The 15,100-nt window shown below is 69.6% G+C and carries 14 protein-coding genes; 1 reads left to right on the forward strand and 13 read right to left on the reverse strand.

Annotated elements, in window-relative coordinates:
- The first annotated feature begins 38 nt into the window (after window positions 1–38).
- Entirely contained in the window at window positions 39–836 is a 798-nt protein-coding gene (locus ACTWQR_RS22820) for a tyrosine-protein phosphatase (RefSeq protein WP_443228981.1), read from the forward strand.
- Window positions 837–917: 81 nt separating this feature from the next.
- Here ACTWQR_RS22820 and ACTWQR_RS22825 read toward each other — a convergent pair whose 3' ends face one another.
- From ACTWQR_RS22825 to hpnC, 13 genes are all read right to left on the reverse strand, one after another.
- On the reverse strand, window positions 918–1,034 hold the full coding sequence (locus ACTWQR_RS22825) for a DUF6126 family protein (protein WP_443229028.1): 117 nt from the start codon (window positions 1,032–1,034) through the stop codon (window positions 918–920).
- A gap of 25 nt (window positions 1,035–1,059) precedes the next feature.
- On the reverse strand, window positions 1,060–1,755 hold the full coding sequence (locus ACTWQR_RS22830) for a helix-turn-helix domain-containing protein (protein WP_443228982.1): 696 nt from the start codon (window positions 1,753–1,755) through the stop codon (window positions 1,060–1,062).
- Between the two features lie 92 nt (window positions 1,756–1,847).
- Window positions 1,848–3,260, reverse strand: a complete 1,413-nt coding sequence (locus ACTWQR_RS22835; protein ID WP_443228983.1) for an aspartate aminotransferase family protein — start codon at window positions 3,258–3,260, stop codon at window positions 1,848–1,850.
- Window positions 3,257–5,260 (reverse strand): 1-deoxy-D-xylulose-5-phosphate synthase, encoded by a 2,004-nt coding sequence (dxs, locus tag ACTWQR_RS22840; protein WP_443228984.1) that lies wholly within the window; start codon window positions 5,258–5,260, stop codon window positions 3,257–3,259. Before dxs ends, ACTWQR_RS22835 begins: the two co-directional genes overlap by 4 nt.
- A gap of 30 nt (window positions 5,261–5,290) precedes the next feature.
- Window positions 5,291–6,472, reverse strand: coding sequence for a flavodoxin-dependent (E)-4-hydroxy-3-methylbut-2-enyl-diphosphate synthase (ispG, locus tag ACTWQR_RS22845; protein ID WP_443228985.1), 1,182 nt, complete (start codon window positions 6,470–6,472; stop codon window positions 5,291–5,293).
- A 4-nt stretch (window positions 6,473–6,476) separates the two neighbouring features.
- Window positions 6,477–7,499, reverse strand: a complete 1,023-nt coding sequence (hpnH, locus tag ACTWQR_RS22850) for an adenosyl-hopene transferase HpnH (RefSeq protein ID WP_443228986.1) — start codon at window positions 7,497–7,499, stop codon at window positions 6,477–6,479.
- A 5-nt stretch (window positions 7,500–7,504) separates the two neighbouring features.
- Window positions 7,505–8,149: a phosphorylase family protein gene (locus ACTWQR_RS22855; protein WP_443228987.1), complete on the reverse strand. Its 645-nt coding sequence runs from the start codon at window positions 8,147–8,149 to the stop codon at window positions 7,505–7,507.
- Window positions 8,149–10,158 carry a squalene--hopene cyclase gene (gene shc / locus ACTWQR_RS22860; RefSeq protein ID WP_443228988.1) on the reverse strand — a complete coding sequence of 670 codons (2,010 nt, stop codon included), beginning with the start codon at window positions 10,156–10,158 and terminating at the stop codon, window positions 8,149–8,151. The genes ACTWQR_RS22855 and shc overlap by 1 nt, the downstream gene beginning before the upstream one ends.
- Before the next feature lie 113 nt (window positions 10,159–10,271).
- Window positions 10,272–11,339 (reverse strand): polyprenyl synthetase family protein, encoded by a 1,068-nt coding sequence (locus ACTWQR_RS22865; protein WP_443228989.1) that lies wholly within the window; start codon window positions 11,337–11,339, stop codon window positions 10,272–10,274.
- Window positions 11,340–11,398: 59 nt separating this feature from the next.
- A complete protein-coding gene (gene hpnE, locus ACTWQR_RS22870; RefSeq protein WP_443228990.1) occupies window positions 11,399–12,874 on the reverse strand; it encodes a hydroxysqualene dehydroxylase HpnE in 1,476 nt (491 codons plus the stop codon).
- Window positions 12,871–13,011, reverse strand: coding sequence for a DUF6380 family protein (locus ACTWQR_RS22875; protein ID WP_443228991.1), 141 nt, complete (start codon window positions 13,009–13,011; stop codon window positions 12,871–12,873). The genes hpnE and ACTWQR_RS22875 overlap by 4 nt, the downstream gene beginning before the upstream one ends.
- Window positions 13,011–13,961 (reverse strand): presqualene diphosphate synthase HpnD, encoded by a 951-nt coding sequence (gene hpnD / locus ACTWQR_RS22880; protein WP_443228992.1) that lies wholly within the window; start codon window positions 13,959–13,961, stop codon window positions 13,011–13,013. Before hpnD ends, ACTWQR_RS22875 begins: the two co-directional genes overlap by 1 nt.
- On the reverse strand, window positions 13,958–14,860 hold the full coding sequence (hpnC, locus tag ACTWQR_RS22885; protein WP_443228993.1) for a squalene synthase HpnC: 903 nt from the start codon (window positions 14,858–14,860) through the stop codon (window positions 13,958–13,960). Before hpnC ends, hpnD begins: the two co-directional genes overlap by 4 nt.
- Window positions 14,861–15,100 lie beyond the last annotated feature (240 nt).

Raw genomic sequence — 15,100 nt, forward strand, 5'->3', positions numbered from 1 at the left:
CCGACGAGCCGCGTCGGCAGTCGAACAGGAGGAGCCCCGTGACGCAGCAGGTCCCGTCGACCGAGCCCGAACTGGCTGGAGTTCGCAACTTCCGTGATGTGGGCGGCCTGCCGACGACGGACGGCCGACGGGTGGCGTACGGGCGGCTGTTCCGCAGCGGCCACCTCGCGCACGCGACGGAGTCGGACGCCGCGTTCCTCTCCTCCCTCGGGCTGCACACGATCTTCGACTTCCGCAATGCCGCGGACCAGAAGCTGGAGGGGCCCGACGTCGAGCTGCCGGGCGTGCGGAACGTGAACCTGCCGCTGACCGACCCGGCGCACGGTGCCGAGTTCTGGACGATGGTCCGCGACGGCGATCTGGACCAGCTCCGCTCGATCCTCGCGGACGGCAAGGGCGCGAACCGGATGATCACTTCCTACCGCACGATCATCAAGGAGCGCACGCCCGAGCATTCCCAGGTGCTGCACGCGCTGGCCGAGGACAGCGTGCCCGCGCTGATGCACTGTGCGGCGGGCAAGGACCGCGCCGGCCTCTCGATAGCCGTGACGCTCCTCGCCCTCGGCGTCGAACGCGAGGCCATCGAGGCGGACTACCTGGAGTCGAACGCGGCGCACCGCCGCTACAAGGTCCACCGCAGCAGTTCCTCGGCCTCCGCGTACTCGCCCGAGGTGATGGAGCTGCTCCGCCCGCTCTTCGACGCGCGCGCCGAGTACCTGGCGGCGGCCTTCGACACGATCGAGGAGACGTGGGGCGGGGTCGACCCGTACCTGGAGCAGGCCCTCGGCGTGACTCCCGAGATACGCGAACGCCTCCGGAAGCGCTTCCTGGACTGACCGCCCGACGCCCACCGCCTGACCGGCCGGACGCCCACCACCTTCTGACGGCCCACTACCTACTGCATACCTACTACATGTCTACTGCCCCTGGGCTCCGAGCGAGAACAGCAGGTAGAGGAAGGCGGCGAAGAGGTGCCCGACCGCCACGTAGACGATGAGCCGCACCCACAGGGCGCGGGGGAGCTTCTCCTCCATGTCCTTCACGGGGTTTCTCCTGTGATCATGACGTCTCTCCTGTCGTGGTCGGTCCGAGGCACAGCGCGGCCGTAGGGCTCTGCAGCAGGGTGTGTACGAAGAGGAGTTCGACCCCGCCCCGGTCCGCGGCGGCGATCCGGTGCGGGGTCAGCGAGTCGAAGTGCGCGCTGTCGCCGGGCGCGAGCACGTGCGCGGTGTCCCCCAGACGCAGCCGCAGCCGCCCTTGGAGGACGTACAGCCACTCCTCTCCGGGGTGCACCCGCACGATGTCGCCCTGCGCCCCGTACGGGACGTGCACGCGCAGGGACTGCATGCCCCGCCCTGCCGCGCCGGCCTGCCAGTACGTCCAGCCGCCGGCCTTGGTGGGCTCCATGTCGGCAGCGCGCACAACGGCGTCCCGGTCGGCGACCGTCTCGCCGAGCAGCTCCGAGACGGTCGTCCGGTAGATCCGGGCCAGCGCGAGCAGCATCGGGAGTGAGGGCTGGCGCTGCCCGGTCTCCAGACGGGACAGGTGCGCGGGCGAGAGCCCGGCGGAGCGGGCCGCGGACTCCAGGGTGAGTGAGGCACGGCGCCGCAGGGCACGGAGCTGCGGTGCGACGGCGGGCAGCACGTCGGCCGCCCCGAGTTCGGGTGCGCGTTCGGGTACGGGTGCGGGTGCGGTTTCAGGCTCAGCGTCGGCCGCCCCGGGTTCGGAAGGGCTCGTACCCTTGGAAGGGTTCATGCCTTCGATTCAGCCAGATGTTTGCCTGAGCGGCAATTTCCTTGCCTCTCAGGCAAAAGCCTTCTGGTGTCCCTCGACGCTGTCCGTGGATGTCAGCGGTTGGCGACCGCCTGCTTCACCAGCGTCTTCCCGAAGTCCCACATCAGCCCGCCCCCGGTGTGCGCGTCGTCCATCACGTCGGTGAAGGCGTCCACGAACCGGTCCACGTCCCGCTCACCGATGACCAGCGGCGGAATCAGTTTGATCACCTCCAGATGGTCGCCGGATACCTGGGTGAGGATCCGGTGCCGCTGCAACAGCGGAACGACGACCATCTGCGCGAACAGTCCCTTTCGCGCGGCCTGCAGCATCGTCCAACGGCTGCGCAGCTTCAGCGACTTGGGCCGCCCGAACTCGATGCCGATCATCAACCCGCGGCCGCGCACGTCACTGAGCAGTTCGTACTTGTCGACGAGCGCCGCGAGCCGGGACTTCAGCTGCTCCCCGGTCGCACGGGTGTTGGCGACAATCTGCTCGTTCTCCATGACCGACAGCACGGCGAGGCCGGCCGCCATGGCCTGCGCGTTGGACCCGAAGCTCGCGGAGTGGACGAGGACGCGGTCCATGGACGAGTAGACCTTCTTGAAGATCCAGTCCTTGCCGAGGGTCGCGCCCACGGGCACGTACCCGCCGGACAGCGCCTTCGCGACGCACACCAGGTCCGGCTCGACGCCCTCCTCGTGCTGGTAGGCGTAGAAGTCACCGGTCCGCCCGAGCCCGGTCTGCACCTCGTCCGCGATGAGCAGCGCCTTGTGCTTGCGCAGCAACTCCTGTGCCGCGCGCAGATATCCGGGCGGCGACTCGTGTACGCCCTTGCCCTGGATCGGTTCGACGATCAGCGCGGCGACGTCGCCCTTCTTCAGCTCTCTTGCCAGGGCGTCGAGATCGCCGAGCGGGACCGCCGTGTCGGGCAGCAGCGGCGCGAACCCGTCCCGGAAGCCGTCCTCGCCGTTCACGGACAGCGAGCCGGTGGTCAGGCCGTGGAAGGAGTGCGCGCAGTACAGCACGCGCGGCTTGCCGGTCGCGTACCGGGCGAACTTGAGCGCCGTCTCGACGGCCTCCGTACCGCTGTTGCCGAAGAACACCCGGTCCAGGTGCGGGCTGTGGGTGAGCAGCTTCTCCGCCAGCAGCCCGGGCAGGGGCTGGCAGTCGAAGCGGGTGAGATCGGCGAGCGATGCGTCGAGGACGTCGTGCAGCGCCTTGCGGACGACGGGGTGATGGCGGCCCAGACCCATCACCCCGAACCCGGCGAGCATGTCCAGGTACTCGTTGCCGTCCGCATCCCAGAAGTACGCGCCCTCGGCCCGCTCGTAGACCTTGTCGAAGCCGATGGTGTGCAGCATGCGCGGCAGCTGGTGGTTCAGGTGCTTCGCGTGCAGCTCGTAGCGCTCGGCTCCGCGTTCGGCGAGGAGGCCGGCGAGGTCGAACTCCTGGGGCTCGGCCTCCTGGGGCTGGCTGGTGGTCATTCCTGTTTCTCCTTGGACGCGTGCTCCTTGGTGACCTGCTCCTCGGCAGCCTGCTCCTCGGAAGCGTGCTCCGTGACCGCGAACTCCGCCTCCGTGACGGCGAGTTCGGCCTCCGTGACAGTCAGGCTCGCCTCTTGGGTGGCCAGGCCCGCGCTGATCCGCCCCGCGATCTCGACGGGCGTGAGCCCTATGTCGGCCAGCACCTCACCGCGCTTGGCATGCGCGAGGAACTGCTCGGGGATCCCGAACCGCCTTACGGGCACGTCGACTTCGGCGTCACCGAGCGCGAGGGCGACCGCCGCGCCCACACCGGAAGCCCGGCTGTTGTCCTCGACGACTCCGACCATGCGGTGCTCGGCGGCGAGTCCCGGCAGCGCCGGATCGACGGGCTTCACCCAACGCGGGTCAACGACCGTGCAGTTGACGCCCCTGGCCTCCAGCAGTTCGGCCGCCTTGAGACACACCGGAGCCATCACGCCGACGGCGACGAGGAGAACCTCGGGCCGCTCGCCGCGATGCAGCACGTCCACGCCGCCCACCCGGTCGACCGCCGGGATCTCCGGTCCCACCGACTCCTTCGGGAAGCGGATGATCGTCGGCGCGTCGTCCACGGCGACCGCCTCGCGCAGTTGGGCGCGCAGCTGGTCGGCGTCGCGCGGCGCGGCGATCCTCAGTCCGGGCACGACCTGGAGGATGGACATGTCCCACATGCCGTTGTGTGACGCGCCGTCAACTCCCGTGACTCCCGCGCGGTCCAGCACGAAGGTCACCCCGCAGCGATGCAGCGCGACATCCATGAGCAACTGGTCGAAGGCCCGGTTCAGGAAGGTCGCGTACACCGCGACCACCGGATGCAGTCCGCCCGTGGCCAGCCCGGCGGCGGACACCGTGGCGTGCTGCTCGGCGATGCCGACGTCCCACACCCGCCCGGGGAACTTCTCCGCGAACTTCGCCAGGCCCACCGGATGGAGCATGGCCGCCGTGATCGCCACGACGTCCTCGCGCTCCTCCCCGATCCGCACGATCTCGTCGCCGAACACCGAGGTCCAGGAGGGGCCGTTGGAGGGCGCGAGTGGCTCGCAGGTGAGCGGGTCCATCACACCGACCGTGTGGAAGTGGTCCTCCTCGTGCGCGAGCGCCGGTTCGTAACCGCGCCCCTTCTCCGTCAGGCAGTGGATGAGTACAGGCCCGTGGAAGCGTTTCGCGCGCCGCAGCGCCGACTCCATCGCCCCCACGTCGTGCCCGTCTATCGGCCCGACGTACTTCAGCCCCAGATCCTCGAACATGCCCTGCGGCGCGAACGCGTCCTTGAACCCCTTCTTGGCGCCGTGCAGCGACTCGTAGATCGTGTTTCCGATGACGGGCGTCCGCAGCAGTACGTCCTTGCCCCAGGCCAGCACGCGCTCGTAACTGTCGGTGGTCCGCAAGGTCGCCAGATGGTTCGCCAGGCCGCCGATGGTCGGCGAGTACGAGCGTTCGTTGTCGTTGACGACGATGATCAGCGGCCGGTCCTTGGCGGCCGCGATGTTGTTCAGCGCCTCCCACGCCATGCCGCCGGTGAGAGCGCCGTCGCCGATGACCGCGACGACGTGCCCCTTCTCCCCCTGCACCTGGCGGGCTTTGGCGAGCCCGTCGGCCCAGCCGAGCGCGGTGGACGCGTGGCTGTTCTCGATGATGTCGTGCTCGGACTCCTCGCGCGACGGGTAGCCGGAGAGACCGCCCTTGCCGCGCAGCTTGGAGAAGTCCTGACGCCCTGTCAGCAGCTTGTGTACGTAGCTCTGGTGGCCGGTGTCCCACAGGATGCGGTCGACCGGCGACTCGAAGACCCGGTGGAGCGCGATGGACAGTTCCACCACCCCCAGGTTGGGCCCCAGATGTCCGCCGGTCCTGGCGACCGCGTGCACCAGGAACTCCCTGATCTCGTCGGCCAGCCGGCCGATCTCCACCTCGGACAGCGCCTTCAGGTCACGTGGTCCCCGGATGGTCTCCAGAATCGTCACGCCCAGGCCCCCTCTCGGTCCGTGCTGTTGTCAACTCACAGTGACGGATGGTTTCCCCGGCGCTGTGACCTTCGGCTCGCCTGACGCGACGCCGTCCGCCTCCATCTGCTCGGCGATCTTCATCGCCTCGTCGATGAGGGTCTCCACGATCTTCGACTCGGGCACCGTCTTGATGACCTCGCCCTTGACGAAGATCTGGCCCTTGCCGTTGCCCGAGGCGACTCCCAGGTCCGCCTCCCGAGCCTCTCCCGGCCCGTTGACGACGCAGCCCATGACCGCGACGCGCAACGGCACCTCCATCCCCTCCAGGCCGGCCGTGACCTCGTCGGCCAGCTTGTACACGTCGACCTGGGCACGCCCGCAGGACGGGCAGGACACGATCTCCAGGCGCCGCTCACGCAGACCGAGCGACTCCAGGATCTGCATGCCGACCTTGCACTCCTCTGCGGGCGGCGCGCTCAGGGACACCCGGATGGTGTCCCCGATGCCCTCGCTGAGCAGCGCCCCGAAGGCCACCGCGGACTTGATGGTCCCCTGGAAGGCCGGCCCGGCCTCGGTCACGCCCAGGTGCAGCGGGTAGTCGCACTGGGCCGCCAGCTGCCGGTAGGCGTTTACCATGACCACCGGGTCGTTGTGCTTGACCGAGATCTTGATGTCCCGGAACCCGTGCTCCTCGAAGAGGGACGCCTCCCACAGCGCCGACTCCACCAAGGCCTCGGGCGTCGCCTTGCCGTACTTCTGGAGCAGCCGCCTGTCGAGCGAGCCCGCGTTCACGCCGATCCTGATCGGCGTGCCGTGGTCCTTGGCGGCCCGGGCGATCTCCTTCACCTTGTCGTCGAACTGCTTGATGTTGCCGGGATTCACCCGCACCGCCGCACAGCCCGCCTCGATCGCGGCGAACACGTACTTCGGCTGGAAGTGGATGTCCGCGATCACCGGGATCTGCGACTTGCGCGCGATGGTCGCGAGGGCGTCCGCGTCGTCCTGCGTGGGGCAGGCGACGCGGACGATCTGGCAACCGGACGCAGTGAGTTCGGCGATCTGCTGCAACGTGGCGCCGATGTCCGACGTACGCGTCGTCGTCATCGACTGCACCGAGACGGGCGCCCCGCCCCCGACCGCCACCGGCCCGACCTGGATCTGCCGCGACAGGCGGCGTTGCGCGATCGGCCGGACCGGCACCTCGGGGAGGCCCAAGGAAACGGCGGTCATGACGTCACCCGCGGTTCTGCGCGACGGTCTCGCGGGCGGCCCGCAGGGACTCCTTGAGGGAGCCCATGGTGGCCAGGACCGCGGTCGGCTCGTAGCCGCAGTGCGCCATGCAGTTGGCGCAGCGCGGGTCCTTGCCGCGGCCGTACGCGTCCCAGTCGGTGTCCTCGATGAGTTCCTTGTACGTCGTGACGTACCCGTCGCTCATCAGGTAGCAGGGCTTCTGCCAGCCGAAGAGCGAGTAGTTGGGGATCGCCCACGCCGTGCACGGGAAGTCGACCTTGCCCTCGAGGAAGTCGAGGAACAGCGGTGAGTGGTTGAGCCGCCAGCGCCGCCTGTTGCCGCCCGCGAAGGCCTTCTTGAACAGCTCGCGCGTCTGCTCGACGCCCAGGAAGTGCTCCTGGTCGGGTGCCTTCTCATAGGCGTAGGCGGGCGAGATCATCATCTCGTCCACCTTCAGGTCGTCGTTGAGGTAGTTGAGCACCTCAATGATCGTCTGCGGGGTGTCGGTGTTGAAGAAGGTCGAGTTGGTGGTCACCCGGAAGCCGCGCTTCTTGGCCTCCTTGATGGCCTCCACAGCCTCGTCGAACACACCCTCCTTCGCCACGGACTCGTCGTGGCGCTCACGCAGACCGTCGATGTGCACGGCGAACGCGAAGTACGGCGAGGGCGTGAACTTGTCCATCTTCTTGCGCAGCAGCATGGCGTTGGTGCACAGGAAGACGTACTTCTTCCGGGCCACCAGCTGCCGCACGATCTCGTCGATCTTCGGGTGCATAAGGGGCTCACCGCCGGCGATGGACACCATCGGCGCACCGGACTCCAGCACCGCTCCCACGGCCTGGGCCACCGGCATGCGCTGCTTGAGCACTCCGGCCGGGTGCTGGATCTTGCCGCAACCCTCACATGCCAGGTTGCAGGCGTAGAGCGGTTCAAGCTCGACGATCAGCGGAAATTTGTCTCGCTTGCGGAGCTTCTGTTCCATGAGATACGTCGCGACCTTGATGGTCTGGCGGAGCGGCATGGCCATCTGGCTCACCTCCGAGGGAGCAGCAAAGAACGGTGCCATTCGAAAAAAGCGGGAAGGACGGAACGAAGGACACGGAAGGCTGATATTCCACCGCGCACCGTGCCGATCCGGACGAGTTCATGTTCTGGAGCGTCCACGACCACCCGCACGGCCGCAACCGGGCGTGAGCCCGCGCGGACGGCGCTGTGGAGCGTGGCCGCCGACTCCATGTCGACCGCGATCGCGCCGGTCGCGAGCAGATCCGACCGTTCGTGACCGCGGACGACGTGTTCGGAGCCGGTGAGCGGCCCCGTGTGGACGGTGCGCCCGGGCAGGGCACGCACCAGTTCCTTGACGAGCAGATCGGTGCCCACACACGGCGTGACGCCGCGCGGGTCCCGGGTCTCCTCGGCGACGACCAGGTCCCCGGGGTGCATACCGGGGGCGAGCCCGGCGCAGAAGCCCGTGGCCAGGACGGCCGCCCCGCTCAGCTCGGGCCCGGCCAGAGCCCGTGCGACCGCCCGTTCGGCGGCCTTGGGCCCCATGCCCGTACGCAGCACGGTGACCGGGCCGTCGGCGCCGCCCCGGTCCCTGCCGGTGCGCAGGGCGAGGCGCTCGATGCCGAGCGCACAGGCGATCAGCAGCGGGGTAGCGGCCGGCGTCGTGCTCATCAGCTCCCCTTCGCCCGGTGGCCGGCGAACGGTTCGCCGTTGACGTACCGACCGAGCGCCGTGAGTGGGAAGACCTGTCGGTAGAGGTGGTAGTTGATCGAGAAGTCCCACGGGAACCCGGTGCCGGTGAAGTACGGCTCGTCCCAGGAGCCGTCCGCCAGCTGGGTCTCCGCGAGCCAGGTGACCGCGCGCTCCACGGCCTTGGAGTCGCGCTCCCCCGCGGCCAGCAGCGCGAGCAGCGCCCATCCGGTCTGGGAGGCGGTCGAGGCGCCGCGCCCGCTCCACTCGGCGGCGTCGTCGTAGGAGCGCAGATCCTCGCCCCAGCCGCCGTCGTCGTTCTGCACGGTCTCCAGCCATGCCACGGCACGGCGGATCGCGGGATGCGACGCGGGCAGTCCGGCGGCGACCAGCGCCGGCACCACCGACCCTGTTCCGTATACGTAGTTGACGCCCCAGCGGCCGAACCAGGAGCCGTTCGCCTCCTGTTCGGCGAGCAGCCACTCGATACCCCGGCGGGTGCGGGGATCATGGGACAACCCCTCCACGGCCAGCATCTCCACGACGTGCGCGGTGACATCGGCGGACGGCGGGTCGATGACCTCCCCGAAGTCGCAGAACGGCAGCCGGTTCGGCAAGGGGCTGGTGTTGTCGACGTCGAAGGCGCCCCACGCGCCGTTCTTCGACTGCATGCCGAGGTTCCAGCGCACTCCGCGCCCGATGGACTTCTCGACGCGCTCCGGGTCGTGATGCCTGACGCGGCGCAGGGCGAGGACCACCTCGGCGGTGTCGTCGATGTCGGGGTAGTTGTCGTTGTGGAACTCGAACGCCCAGCCACCGGGCGGGAGCCCGGGCCGCTTGACCGCCCAGTCGCCGGGGCGGACGATCTCCTCTCCCAGCATCCAGTCCGCAGCCCTCACCAGCTGCGGATGGTCGGCGGGCACGCCGGCGTCGGCCAACGCGATGGTCGCGAGGCACGTGTCCCACACCGGCGACTGACAGGCCTCGATCATCCGAGCCCCGTCCTCGCGCCACACGGCGAAACGGTCCAGCGACGCCAACCCCTCGCGCATCACCGGGTGTTCGAGGTCGTAGCCGAGCAGGTGCAGCGCGATGATCGAGTACACCGCCGGGGGCTGGATGCCTCCCCAGCAGCCGTCGTTCTCCTGGCGTTCGATGATCCAGCGGGCAGCGGTGTTCATCGCGGCCTGGCGGAGTCTGCGCGGTGCGACCTTTCGGTAGGTGTGCAGTGCCTTGTCGAGACGCTGGAAGACCCCGTCCCAACTCGCCACCGGGGCAAGGGGTTTGACCGGGTTGGGATCCTGGGCGTCGGTGTGCAGCTCGTCGAGCGGGAACGGCGCGGGCCGTACCGGGCGCTTCGCCGAGACAACGGTGAGCGGCACGATGGTCTGCCGGGCCCAGCATCCGAAGTCGTAGATGTTGAGGGGTGCCCACTTCGGGAAGTAGAGGAGCTCCGGAGGGAGTTCGGGAAGGTCGTCCCACTTCCACCAGCCGAACAGGGCGAGCCAGATCCGGGTGAAGACGCGGGCCGCGGCGATCCCGCCCCGCTCCCTGATCCAAGCGGAGGCCTTCGCCATGTGCGGCTCGTCCGGCGCGTCACCGGCCAGCCGCAGGGCGACGTACGCCTCGATGGTGGTGGAGAGTTCGCCCGGTCCGCCGTAGAAGGTGGCCCAGGTGCCGTCCTCGCGCTGCTCGCCCCGGATGAAGAGAGCGGCGGCGTGGGTGGTCGACTCGTCGCGGATTCCCAGGAACTGACGGAGCAGCAGGTCTTCGGCGTCCATCGTGACGTTGGTCTCGAGGTCGCCCTTCCACCAGCCCTGGACGTCCTGTGTGGAAAGCAGGAAGTCGGTGGCGCGCTGTATCGCGCGCGCGGCGGCGTCTCGGGTATCGGCTGTCCCGGCCGCCACGGGAGTCGTCTTGTCGGTTGTTTCGCTGGCCGAGGCAGCGCGGGGCGGCAAAGCCCCGGTGCTTCCGTCGGTCGTCGCTGTCATGGCTTCCCCTTCGTGCAGTGCATACGTCTCTGCTGTGGGTCCGCCGTCGGCCGGTGCTCGTTCTCCCGCGGCACCGGCCGGCGACTACGCGAGGCTTATTCGACCGATAGTGATCATCTCTTTCGTACGACGACGAAGTCTGCGAGCTCCACGAACTGGGCCCGCACCTGTTCCGGCATGTGGATCGTGTCGAGCGCCTCGATGGCGATGGTGTGCTGGCGGCGTGCCTCCTGGGCGGTCCACTCGCGGCCGCCCGCCTCCTCGATGAGTGCGGCGCGCGCGGCGAACTCCTCCTCGGAGAAGGTCTCGAAGTCGCTGCTCTTGGCATCCGCGGCGAGCAGTTCACCGAGGCGCTCGGAGGCCGGGCCGCCCGCGGCGAGCGCGGCCACCACCGGCAGGGACTTCTTGCGCTGGCGCAGATCGCTCCAGGTCTGCTTGCCGGTGGCCACCGGGTCTCCCCAGATGCCGAGGAGGTCGTCGACGGCCTGGAAGGCGAGGCCGAGGTGGTAGCCGTACTTCTCCAGCGTGTCGGCCGTGCGGTCGTCGGCGCCGCCGAGGACCGCACCGATGGAGCAGGCGCAGGCGATCAGGGCGCCCGTCTTGTTGCCCTCCATCTCCAGGCACTCCTCGACGCTGACCCGGTCGCGGTGCTCGTAGGAGATGTCCTGCGCCTGGCCGTCGATCAGCGCGCGTGTGGCGGTGGTCAGGCGGCGCGTGGCGCGGCCCGCCTCGACCGTGCCGAGCTCCAGCAGGATCTCGTTGGCCAGCGCGAACAGGGCGTCGCCGACGAGGATCGCCTGGGCGGGGCCGTGCACCTTCCAGACGGTGTCACGGTGGCGGCGCTGCTCGTCGCCGTCCATCAGGTCGTCGTGCAACAGCGAGAAGTTGTGGACCAGTTCAACGGCGACCGCACCCGTCACGCCCACCTCGGGAGCGGCACCGGCGGCCTGTGCGGACAGAATGGCGAGCGCGGGACGTACGGCCTTGCCGCCGTCGCCCTCGGCGGGGTTGCCCTCGGCGTCGATCCAGCCGAAGTGGTAGGCCGCGACAGTGTCCATAGGAGGTGCGAGGCGGTCGATGGCCGCCCTCAGTACCGGTGTGGCCAGGGTCCGGCCGCGCTCAAGGAGCGCGGTCACGTCCACCGCGTCGGCAGCCTTCGATGCCGGGGGCACAGTGGGCACAGTCTCTCCTCTAATTGCGATACGGGGGGTGCGGGAGCCTTCCGCGCTCAGATCGAGCGTCACGCCGCCTCCTCGAAGAGCTCGAAGAGGTGATCGCGGGGCCGGCCCAGTGCGCTCAGCGCGGCATCCGCCGCGCTCACGCCGCTGCGGACCGCACTCTCCATGGTCGCGGGCCACCCTGTGGCGGTCCACGCTCCGGCCAGGTAGAGGCCGGGTGCCTTGGTGCGGGCGCCGGGCCGCAGCCGTCCGACGCCGGGGGTCGGAGCGAACGTCGCCGTACGCTCCCGGGTGACGAAGAAATCCCTGACCTCGGCGCCACGCGTGCCGGGCAGCAGCCGCTCCAGCTCCGGCAGATACCGCTCGCGCAGCGACGACACGGGTTCGTCGATCTCGTCCTGCGCGGCCGACTGGGACAACGCGAGGTACTGGCCCTCCGCGAGCCCGGACGCCTCGGTCCGGTCGAAGACCCACTGCACCGGAGAGCCCAGCGCCGCGAAGAACGGCCGGCTGAGGACCTTCCGGTCGTACACGACATGGATGTTGAGGATCGGCGCCGTGCCGATCTCCAGCAACCGCTCGGGGGCGTCCAGCGCGCCGGCGGGCAGCAGACCGTGTGCCTCGCGTTGCGGTACGGCGAGTACGACCGCGTCGGCGTCGAGCGTCTCGCCGGGAACCTGAACGGTCCAACGTCCGTTCTCGTTAGGGAGGATGGAGGTGACGCGTGTTCGGAGTTCGGTACGGACGCCCGCGGAGTCGAGCGCCTTGCGAGCCAGAGTGTCGTGCAGTTCGCCCAGCGGGACACGCGCCCAGCCGATGTCGGCCGCGCCCGGGTCGGACAGCAGACCGGTCTTGAACACCATCGCGGCGAGCCCGAGCGAGGAGTCTTTGGCCACCGCGTTGAGGGTGGCGACCCCCACGAGGTCCCACAGTGCCTCGACGGCACGCTCGGACTGACCGTGCGCGGCCAGCCAGCTGCCGAAGTTCTGCGCGTCGAGCGCCGGATCGGCGAGGTCGAGTCCCTTGAGTGCCAGTGCGGCACGTCCCACCTTGGCCCGCTCGGTGAGCGACAGATGCGGATACGTGGCGAGGCTGCGCGCCAGATGCAGCGGCACGGGCAGCGCCGTGCGCCCGATTCTGCCGAGCCGCCGCCCGGGTTTGCCCTCGGCGTCGAGCACGGGCACGTCGAGACGATCCTGCAAAGGTGCGAGTTCGGCTCCGTCGACACGGTCGAGGAACCAGCGGTACGCCGTACAGCAGCGCAGATACACATGCTGCCCGTTGTCCACGGTGAGCCCGCCGCGCTGGAACGAGAAGGCGAGCCCGCCCAGCCGCGGCCGGCCTTCGAGGAGCGTGACGCGCACCCCGGCGTCGGCGAGCGCGAGCGCGGCGGTGATCCCGGCGAGCCCTCCACCGACTACGACGGCCTCCCGCCCGTCGCCCGCCACCACCCCTTCGAGGAAGCGCTTCGCGCCTTTCTCTTCGGGGCGGCCGGGACTGTCCGCGTCGAGCCCCTCGGCCTGTGTGCTGTCGTTCATCGTGCGTCCTCCCCCGCGGCCTCGCCGTGCTGATCGAGCGGTACACGGCCGGCCGTTGAAGTCAGGGACGCCGTCTCCGACCGGAGGGTTGCGCGCCGTTTCCCGGCGCCCCCGTCATCTTGGCCCAGAGTGTCCATCAAGCGCGCCTCCTGATGGTTCGGCGGGCAACGTGCCGGGCGTCGAGACCGGACAGGCCCCGCACGGCGACGTACGCCTTCTCGTGCCCGGGCAGCGAGACGCGGCCGCGCAGCACGGCCTCCGGCTCGCGCTCGATGCGGTCGAGGAGACGGCGGTAGATGCCGGCCATCGCGGCGACGCAGGCGCCGCTGCGTCGGTCCAGCATCGGCAGCAGTCCGTAGCCCTCCGCGAAAAGCGCGCGGGCCCGTCGCACTTCGAAGTGCACGAGGCCCGCGAAGTCGGAGCCCTCGGGCGGCTTCGGCCCGCTGAACCCCGCCGAGCAGCCGAACTTCGCGAGGTCGTCGGCGGGCAGATAGGTCCGCCCGCCCTCGGCGTCCTCACGAACGTCCCTGAGGATATTGGTGAGTTGCAGTGCGAGCCCGAGCGTGTCGGCATACTCCGGCGCTCGCTCGACTCCGCGCGCCCCGGGTTCCGTACCGAACACGCCGAGCGAGAGCCGTCCGATGGCCCCTGCCACACACCGGCAGTAGACCTTCAGGTCGTCCCAGGTCTCGTAGCTCTCGCCGCGGACATCCATCAGGACACCGTCGATGAGCTCGTCGAGGCCGTCGAGCGGGACCGGGAAGTGGTCCGCCGTGTGGCTGAGCGCGACCGCGACCGGGTCGGTGTCGTCCTCCTCCACGGAGCGGTCGCGGATCCGGGCGAGCAACGCCCGGGTGTCCTCGAGCCGCGCGACCTTGACGTCGGGCTTGAGCGCGCCGTCGCCGATGTCGTCGACGCGTCGCGAGAACGCGTACAGCGCCGACATGGCGCGGCGCTTGGGCGTCGGCAGCAGTCTGATGCCGTACGCGAAGTTGCGGGCCTGCTGCCCGGTGATCGCCTCGCAGTAGCTGTAAGCGGCGAGTACCGGTGCGGACGTGCGTTGTTCCGACTCCACGGTCCGGATCACCCCTCTCCTCGCAGAGTCACTCCCACCTCGCGCAGCAACTGGATCTTGCCGGGCTTGGGCGGGCCTGGAAGTACGTCGTATTCGGCGGCGGCGATCGCATGGATTGCCGCCCTTCCTCCTGCCACGAACCCCGCGAGCAGCAGCTTCAGCCTGCCGTGGACGCTACCCACGAGTGGGGTGCCTTCATTCAGAAGGTTCCGGGCGCGTTCTGCTTCGTATGCAACCAGTACGCGCGCCGACGCGCCTGCCGTGGTCGTGGCGAGATCCGCCTCTTGGACATGAAAGCGCTTCATGTCCTCGGCGGGCAGGTAGATGCGGTCGCGGCCGAGATCCTCGGCGACGTCCTGGAGGTGTTCGACGATCTGCAGTGCCGTGCAGACCGCGTCGGAGCGGCGGACGCGCTCCGGGGTCGAGGTGCCGGTGACCGAGAGGACCAGGCGGCCGACCGGGTTGGCGGACAGCTCGCAGTAGGCGAGCAGGTCGTCGTAGGTCTCGTACCGCTTGACGAGCTGGTCCTGGCGGTTCGCCGCGATCAGGCCGAGGAAGGGCTCGGGGGTGAGGCCGGTGCGGCGGACCGTCGGCTGGAGGCGGCGCAGGAGCGGGTGGCGCGGGGTCGAGTCGAAGACCTTGCGGAGGTCGGTCTCGAAGGCGTCGAGGAGGAGCAGCCGGTCCTCGGCCTCTTCGGGGGACACGCCCAGAAGGCGGGCGTCGGCGCCGCCGGGGGCCAGGTCGCCGTCACCGATGTCGTCGACCAGGCGCGCGAAGCCGTACACGGCCATCAGGTCGGCACGCCAGGCCTTGGGCAGGAAGAACGGCGCCACGGGGAAGTTCTCGCCCGCGGCCTTGTCGAGGGTGCTGCGCTCCGGGTCACCGGCGCGCGCCGTCCCGGCTGGCGTCACCGCTCGCTGCCCGGTACGAGGACGGCACACGCACAGCGCAGCTGGAGAGTTTCCGTAGCCATTGCCGTCACACCTCCCGTTCTACACTGCCGACCCAATAGTGACTATTTCGGACACGCCGCCCAGCCGTCCGCGCGGCAGACCCTATGCCGGGTGTCGCGCATTATCGCCCCACTTGCCGCGAATCAGCACCGGTACAGCTTACGTTGTACAACGCGGCGCGCCTCGTCGGGGTGTCCT

Origin of the sequence: Streptomyces sp. 2A115 (assembly GCF_052245575.1) — a bacterium.
Lineage (GTDB): Bacteria > Actinomycetota > Actinomycetes > Streptomycetales > Streptomycetaceae > Streptomyces.